This is a genomic window from Pseudomonas sp. 05T35 (genome assembly GCF_056396605.1).
Genome location: NZ_JBFTLU010000245.1, coordinates 1 through 6,533 on the forward strand (window position 1 = coordinate 1; position 6,533 = coordinate 6,533).

General features: G+C 60.6%; 7 protein-coding genes. 5 read left to right on the plus strand and 2 right to left on the minus strand.

Annotated elements, in window-relative coordinates:
• Nucleotides 1-12 precede the first annotated feature (12 nt).
• Nucleotides 13-681 (plus strand): isoprenoid biosynthesis glyoxalase ElbB, encoded by a 669-nt coding sequence (elbB, locus tag AC1DH9_RS18450; protein ID WP_477808550.1) that lies wholly within the window; start codon nt 13-15, stop codon nt 679-681.
• Between the two features lie 117 nt (nt 682-798).
• Here elbB and AC1DH9_RS18455 read toward each other — a convergent pair whose 3' ends face one another.
• The gene (locus tag AC1DH9_RS18455; protein ID WP_427538788.1) at nt 799-1,257 is read right to left on the minus strand and encodes a YaiI/YqxD family protein; all 459 of its coding nucleotides are present in this window, start codon (nt 1,255-1,257) and stop codon (nt 799-801) included.
• Nucleotides 1,258-1,377: 120 nt separating this feature from the next.
• Nucleotides 1,378-3,276: an FTR1 family protein gene (locus AC1DH9_RS18460; protein WP_477808548.1), complete on the minus strand. Its 1,899-nt coding sequence runs from the start codon at nt 3,274-3,276 to the stop codon at nt 1,378-1,380.
• Nucleotides 3,277-3,586: 310 nt separating this feature from the next.
• Here AC1DH9_RS18460 and AC1DH9_RS18465 point away from each other — a divergent pair, with 310 nt between their 5' ends.
• The 4 genes from AC1DH9_RS18465 to AC1DH9_RS18480 form a co-directional block, all read left to right on the plus strand.
• Nucleotides 3,587-4,984: a COG3014 family protein gene (locus AC1DH9_RS18465; RefSeq protein WP_427529707.1), complete on the plus strand. Its 1,398-nt coding sequence runs from the start codon at nt 3,587-3,589 to the stop codon at nt 4,982-4,984.
• A gap of 13 nt (nt 4,985-4,997) precedes the next feature.
• Nucleotides 4,998-5,369 carry a YcfL family putative periplasmic lipoprotein gene (locus AC1DH9_RS18470; protein WP_427538794.1) on the plus strand — a complete coding sequence of 124 codons (372 nt, stop codon included), beginning with the start codon at nt 4,998-5,000 and terminating at the stop codon, nt 5,367-5,369.
• A gap of 34 nt (nt 5,370-5,403) precedes the next feature.
• The gene (lpoB, locus tag AC1DH9_RS18475) at nt 5,404-5,991 is read left to right on the plus strand and encodes a penicillin-binding protein activator LpoB (RefSeq protein ID WP_427538797.1); all 588 of its coding nucleotides are present in this window, start codon (nt 5,404-5,406) and stop codon (nt 5,989-5,991) included.
• A gap of 3 nt (nt 5,992-5,994) precedes the next feature.
• The coding region (locus AC1DH9_RS18480; RefSeq protein ID WP_477808549.1) for a penicillin-binding protein activator LpoB at nt 5,995-6,533 on the plus strand (539 nt) is incomplete at its 3' end.

Consider the following 6,533-nt stretch of genomic DNA (forward strand, 5'->3'; position numbering starts at 1 on the left):
GGAGAAGAACCCATGAGCAAAAAAGTTGCAGTGATACTTTCCGGCTGTGGCGTGTATGACGGCGCCGAGATCCATGAAAGCGTGATTACCCTGCTGCGCCTCGACCAACGCGGTGCGCAGGTGCAATGTTTTGCCCCTGATATCGCGCAATTGCATGTGATCAACCACCTGACGGGCAAAGAAATGCCCGAGTCGCGCAACGTGCTGGTGGAGTCGGCGCGCATCGCCCGCGGACACGTGAAAGACCTGCGTGAAGCCAATGCCGAAGACTTCGATGCGCTGATCGTGCCCGGCGGTTTTGGCGCGGCGAAAAACCTGTCCAACTTCGCCATCGRAGGTGCCGGTTGCAACATTCAGCCAGATGTCCTGGCGCTGGCCGAAGCCTTTGCCGAAGCCGGCAAACCGGTTGGCCTGATCTGCATCTCGCCGGCATTGGCGGCGAAAATCTACGGCCCGGGTGTGACCTGCACCATCGGCAACGACGCCGACACCGCCGCCGCCATGACCCGTATGGGCGCGACCCATGTCGATTGCGCCGTCGGCGAGATCATCGAAGACAAGGCACGCAAACTGGTCAGCACTCCGGCCTATATGCTGGCGCAATCAATCAGCGAAGCGGCTTCAGGGATCAACAAGCTGGTTGATCGGGTACTAGAGCTGACTCACGAAAACGACGCCTGACACGGGCCAATTGTGGGAGCGAGCCTGCTCGCGATAGCGGTCTATCCGTCGATATAAATATTGAATGTGCTGACCCCATCGCGAGCAGGCTCGCTCCCACAGTGATCAGCGTCGTGTTCAAGTCTGTGAACGGACCAGCCGGGTGATGATCCGGTCCAGTGCATTGGCGAACGCCTGCTTTTGGCGATCACCAAACGGCGCGGGACCACCACCCATCTGACCCTGATCACGCAGGTCGGTGAACAGGTTACGCACTGCCAGCCGATCGCCCATGTTCTGCGCATCGAACTCCTTGCCCCGCGGGTCCAGCGCCGCGACGCCTTTCTTCACCAAGCGGTCGGCCAGCGGCACATCGCTGCAGATCACCAGTTCACCCGGTACTGCGTGCTCCACCAGGTAATCGTCGGCCGCATCCGGGCCGCTCGGCACCACGATCAGCTTCACCAGGGCCAGGCCCGGCTTGATCTGCGGCTGCCCGGCCACCATCACCACCTCGAATTGGCGCTTGAGGGCGAACTTCACCACCAGGTCCTTGGCTGCCCGAGGGCAGGCGTCGGCATCGATCCAGACACGCATTGCGTTTACCTCTTCCCAAAAGCATTGTCGGATCGCCGCCCGGAGCAGGCTCGCTCCCACAGGTCATACGCAATCCTGTGGGAGCGAGCCTGCTCGCGATTGTGAGCGCAGCGAATGCTGCTAAGAAGCCTGCACCCGCTGCTTCTCCGCCATGCGACTACGACTGTACAGCACCACAATCGCCAGAATCGCCACTGCCTGCGCACCCAGCGAATAGGCGTCCGCGTGAATCCCCAGCCAATCGAAGTCAAAGAATGGCACCGGCCGAGTGCCGAAGATCCCAGCCTCCTGCAAGGCCTTGACGCCATGCCCGGCGAACACCACCGACAGCGCGCAGAGCAAACCGGCATTGATCCCGAAGAACAGCGCCAGCGGCAGTTTCGCCGAGCCGCGCAGGATCACCCAGGCCAGACCGATCAACAGCACCAGCGCCGTAGCGCCACCTGCCAATACCGCGTTATGCCCGGCCGGGCCGGCTTGCAGCCACAGGGTTTCGTAAAACAGCACCACTTCGAACAGCTCGCGGTAGAYCGAGAAAAACGCCAGCGCGGCAAACCCGAAACGCCCACCGCCGCTGACCAAGCTGCTCTTGATGTAATCCTGCCAGGCCGCCGCGTGGCGACGGTCGTGCATCCACACCCCGAGCCAGAGCACCATCACGCTGGCAAACAATGCGGTGCAGCCTTCCAGCAGTTCGCGCTGGGCACCGCTGACATCGATCACATACGCCGCCAGCGCCCAGGTCGCCAGACCCGCCACCAGCGCCAATCCCCAACCGATGTTGACGCTGCGAATTACCGACTGCTGACCGGTGTTGCGCAAGAACGCCAGCACTGCAGCCAGGACCAGAATCGCTTCCAGTCCTTCGCGCAACAGAATCAGCAGGCCGGAGACATAGCTCAGCGACCAGCTCAGGCCATCGCTGCCCAGCAGGTCCGCGGACTCCTTCAACTTTGTTTTGGCAAACGCCAGCCGTTGCTCGACTTGCTCGATAGCCAGCCCGTCCTGCAACGACTGACGGTAAGCCATCAGGGATTTTTCCGTGTCTTTACGCACCACGGTGTTGACGTTGTCCAGCGAGCTTTCGACCAGTTCGAAGCCCTCCAGATACGCCGCTACCGAGAGGTCATAAGCCTGCTCACGCTCGCCGGCACGGTACGCGGCCAGGCTCTTGTCGAGGGTCGCTGCGGTGTAATCGAGCAACTGCGCCGGGCCGCGCTTGACCTGCGGCGGTTGGGCGCGCTGGGCGCGGAACGTAGCGGCTGCCTCCGGGCCTTCGGCCGCCAGGACTTCCGCCGGGGTCTGTCGGGCCAAGTCGGCGAGGTTGAAATTCTTTTCACTTTTAGCCGCAGCCGGATCGGCGCTGAACGCGGCGATGTAGGTCGCCAGATCCCAGCGCTGACGCTCGTCGAGTTGATCGGCGAAGGCTGGCATGTCCGTGCCTTCGATGCCCTGCCCCAACGTGCTGTAGATCGCGTACAGGCTCAAGCGGTCGAGCCGCGTGGCATCACGCAGATTGGCCGGTGGCGGCGTCAGGCCAACACCTGCAGGACCATCACCGGCACCGGCGTTGCCATGGCACACCGAGCAGTGCTGCGCGTACAACGGGGCACCCCGCGTGGGGTCCGGGGTAATGATCGGTGCCTGGCTGACTTCATAGGCCACCGCCAGTTTCGCGCCCAGTTGCCGCGCCAGACGGGCCACCTCCGTACCGTCCTGACGCTGGGTCACCGCGTTGCGCAAATGGCTCACACCCTGCTCAAGCTCGGCGCGCTCGGGTTTGGCCGGTAGCGCGGCAATCAACCCCTGCAAGACGCCGAGAAACTCCAGCTGTTCGCGGTATTCGCCATCATCGATGACCTGCCCCGCCTCCACGGTAGCCGGATAATCGGCACCAATGTAATCGAGTAAATGCAGTGCCTGTGGCGCACCTTCCACCGTGTCGGCCAGCAGATTGAAACTGCACAGGGCAAACAAAGGGAATACCAGCCAGGCCAGGAAACGGGACGGGGCAGTCATGAATGAATCTCAATTGATAATACGAAGTAACACATTGTTCACTCTCAATGCTTCCCACTCAAGCTTTGTCGTCCACAGTTTGAGTATTCGGACACTCCCGAATGGTGGCACCCATAGAAAAAAATGAAATTAAAAAGCCATTACATAGCCAGTATCCACGCTTATAATGCCGCGCCCTCGTTATTGCGATCGGGTATTTAAGCTCCTCTTGTTATGAGGAATTGGCATGGAAAGCCATCTTCCCTGTCGATTGGTTCACCCAGCCCGACCAGCACGCTCGGCTGTTTTTAAACTCAGGGAAGAAGTACCCATGGCATCCCGCGCCCTCACCTCGATCGCGCTCAGCGCAGTCACTTTGCTTGCCGGTTGTTCGGCCTTTCGCAGCTACGATACGGAACTGCAGCAAACCAACCAGCAGTTGGCCAGCGGTAACGTCGACGCCGCACTGACCCTGCTGGAAAAGAACAACACAGGTGAAAACAAGGACCTGCTCTATTACTTCGAGAAAGGTGAACTGCTGCGCGCCAAGGGCGACCTGACTGGCAGCCAGGCCGCGTGGAGAAGCGCGGACCAGGTCGTCGGTACCTGGGAAGAGTCGGTCAAGCTCGACACCGACAAATACCTGACCCAGTTCGGCAGCTTTCTGGTCAATGACAAGGTCCGCCGCTACGAAGGGTATGACTACGAAAAAGTCATGCTGACCACGCAAATGGCCTTGAACCTGCTGGCCGTGAACGATTTCGACGGTGCCCGCACTGAAATCAAGAAGACCCACGAACGTGAAGCGGTGATCGCCGAACTGCGCGACAAGGAATACCTCAAGCGCGAGGACGAGGCCGAGAAGCAAGGCGTCAAGACTCAGTACAAGGACCTGCAGGGTTACCCGGTGGCGAGTCTCGACGCACCTGAAGTGGTTGGCCTGAAGAACAGCTATCAGAGCGCGTTCAGCCATTACCTGGCGGGTTTCGTCTACGAAGCCCTGGGTGAAAAAGACCTGGCCGCGCCGGGTTATCGCAAAGCCGCCGAACTGCGCCCCAACACGCCGTTGCTCGAACAAGCGCTGCTGAACCTGGACAAGCCGGCCGGCAAGAACGATGAGAGTGACATCCTGATCGTCGTGCAAAGCGGCCTGGCGCCGAGCCGTGACTCGATCCGCATTCCGTTGCCACTGCCGATCAGCAACAACGTGGTGATCACCCCGCTGTCATTCCCGGTGATCAAGCCCGACACCTCGACCGTGACGTACGCGCAGATCGGTGTCGACGGCCAGCAACAGAACCTGACCCAGCTCAACAGCACCACCGCCATGTCCCGCCGCGCACTGCGTGACGATATGCCCGGGATCATCCTGCGCACCACCGTCCGCGCCGTGACTCGCGCCGTGGCGCAAAAGAAGATCAACGAGACCAACCCACTGGCCGGCCTGGCCGTAGGCATTTCCTCGGCGGTGATGGAAGGGGCGGATACCCGCACCTGGCGCACCCTGCCCGACAACACCCAGGTGGTGCGCCTGCGCCTGGCCAAAGGCGAGCACCAACTGAGCCTGCCGAATGCTCTGGGCGGTTCGCGAATCACGGTCAAGGTCGATCAGCGCTACCAGGTGATCAGCCTGCGTACGGTGGGCAATCAGGTGTTCGCCAGTGGCGTCGCCGCCCACGTGATCCCAAGCGCCACCCCGCAAGTCGTGGCCAGCGTCAAACAACCTTAAGCGGAGCTTCTCCATGCGTTTCAAACTGATTGCTGTCGCCGCCCTGGCTCTGCTGGCCGGTTGCACCACCCCGCCGCCACCTGCGCCTGGCAGTGCCGCGAGCAAAGTCGTCGTGATGAACAAGTTCAACAACATCGCCATTGGCGCGATGCGGGTCGCCCGTGAAAACGGTTTCCTGACCGTCAAGGTCGCGCTGAACAACACCAGCCACACCAACATGACGATGTACTACCGCTTCGTCTGGCTGGGCGACGACGGCTTCCCGGTGGCCGATGAAGAAAGCTGGAAAACCCTGAACCTGTATGCCGCGCAGGCCACGTTCCTGCCAGCCATTGCGCCTGTGCCCAAGGCCACTGACTTCCGCCTTGAAGTCAAAACCCCTTAAGCCTTTCCCTATTTCGTGACAGAGAGACATTCCCATGTTTGCACGCTTTTCGTTCCTCGCCGTGGTTGCCCTCCTGGCCAGCGGTTGCGCCAATAACTCGCCGGTCCTGGGCGGGAAAAACATCGGTTACGGCGACAGCAAAGCTGTTGAGCTGGTGACCAACGAGTTCGGTTCCACTGACTTGCAGATGATCGCCGAGTCCATGACCCGTTCCCTGGCCCAGTCCGGCATCTTGCAGGGCCGCCCGGTCGTGCAGGTCTACGACGTGAAGAACAAGACCAGCGAATACATCGATACCCGCGAAATCACCACCAGCATCAAGACTCAGCTGATGAAGACCGGCACCGCCCGTTTTGCCAGCGACAACACCGCGATGCAGAGCCAGGTCGACCAGCTCAAGCTGCAAAACCAGAGCGGCCTGTACAAGAAAGGCACCGTGGCCAAGACCGGCAACATGATCGCCGCCAAATACCGTCTTGAAGGGTCGATCAGCTCGATCGTCAAGCGCAGCAGCGATTACAAGGACGTTTTCTACAAGTTCAGCCTGCAACTGATCGACGTTGAAAGTGGCCTGGCCGAGTGGATGGACGAGAAAGAGATCCGCAAAACCACGGAGCGTTAAGCAATGCGTGCATGGATTGGCATCATGGCCCTGGCCTGCGCGTTTGGCGCGCAGGCGGCCCCGAAAATCGCGGTCACCGACCTCGCCTACCAAGAGCGGGTGGAGCAGTACATCCACATTGTCTCCGCACAGAGCAACATGCAGGCGGGCATGTACCACGCCAGCGGCTCGTCGAGCTACAACGAGGTCGAGGCCAGCAGCAGCTATATCGAGCAAGGCGAGCTTCGCAAGTTCACCGGCGACATCAAGGGCGAGATTCTCAAGTCCGGGATGTTCCAGCTGGTGCAAGGCACGCCGTACACGGCCAAGTCCAAGGAAGACGTCTACGACGTGATCAAGCGGATCAAGGCCGGTAACTACAAGGGCGCCGACTATGTGTTGTTCGGCACCCTGTCGGATATCGACTTCACCCGCGACATCACCTCGCTGGCCAACACCGACAGCTACTCGGCGATTCTCGGCCTGAACCTGGTGGCGGACTTCAGCCTGATCAACACCCGGACGTTTGAAATCACCTCGGCGTTCACCGCCATGGGTGAAGG